Genomic DNA, 934 nt, shown 5'->3' on the forward strand with positions numbered 1-934 from the left:
TAAAGCTTCAAGCTTTTCGAGACAAAGTTTCGAATGGTCGTTTAGTCAAATATTGGACGTCTCCTAGTGATTTGCCAGGTCTGGTTTCATTGAGTCTTGTCAAGACAATGAAAGCTTTTCCCGCTGTAGGTTGGGTGCGCGCAAGTGAAGGCTCAAACGAAGGGCTTTTAAAAGAAATCAACGAACTTCGTAAAGAAAATGACAGGCTGAATCTTGAGGTTTCGCAAATAAGAAACAGAAAAAAAGCTATTTACGATGTCCCGAACTTGGCCGGGTTTGGCGATATGTATTCGTTATTTGGCAGCTTTTGGGATGGCATTAATACCCGTCCGTGGAAGGCTGATTGCACCTGGGGTGAGATTTTTTWATTACATCTCTCCTTATCTTGTAAATGGTAGTAAGGAGTCGGCGGTTAAGGACGTTTTGTTAGAGGCTCTTTGCACTAAACTTGGGTTTGGTACGTATATGTCGTCTTTGCGAGATCAAGATTTTCAAACTGTAGCAATTCAAATGCAAGCTCTTGGGGTTGTGGCTGTTGTTGCTTCAGATACTACTAGTGATATTGCTGACCCTCAATGGCTGCTAACCTCAGACGGTGAAAGAATGATGGTGGAGACACGAGCAGTTAGGAAGCTTATATTAAATTAATCCATCTTTGATGGCCAGTTGTTTGGCTGATCTCTTGGTTAAGATCTAGGGTTGAAGCTATTATTTGTTAACTGTAGTAATAATGAGTCCCGCATAAATTTTACGTCTGCCTCGGTAATACCTAAGATCTCCCTTTGATCATACTTTACAAATGGGGCGAGGAGCTCTGCTCTATCCTTTAACCCGTACTGGTGCACTCTGGCAATCCGGGCGATCCGCCCGGTGAAGCCAACACTGATAGTGTTCCCATCACCTTGTACTTTGAGAAAACTGGCTGTGTGCAGCT

The 934-nt window shown here is 43.3% G+C and carries 2 protein-coding genes; one reads left to right on the forward strand and one right to left on the reverse strand.

The genetic code is table 11. The features are described 5' to 3' along the window. Nucleotides 1–398: hypothetical protein (locus HT737_RS30285; protein WP_306287327.1), on the forward strand; the 398-nt coding region annotated here is incomplete at its 5' end. Between the two features lie 288 nt (nt 399–686). Here HT737_RS30285 and HT737_RS30290 read toward each other — a convergent pair. Continuing rightward, a partial coding sequence (locus tag HT737_RS30290; protein WP_182404661.1) for a phage virion morphogenesis protein occupies nt 687–934 on the reverse strand: 248 nt, incomplete at its 5' end.

The sequence above is a fragment of the Pseudomonas sp. MD195_PC81_125 genome, assembly GCF_014060985.1.
In the GTDB taxonomy this organism is placed as follows: domain Bacteria; phylum Pseudomonadota; class Gammaproteobacteria; order Pseudomonadales; family Pseudomonadaceae; genus Aquipseudomonas; species Aquipseudomonas parakoreensis.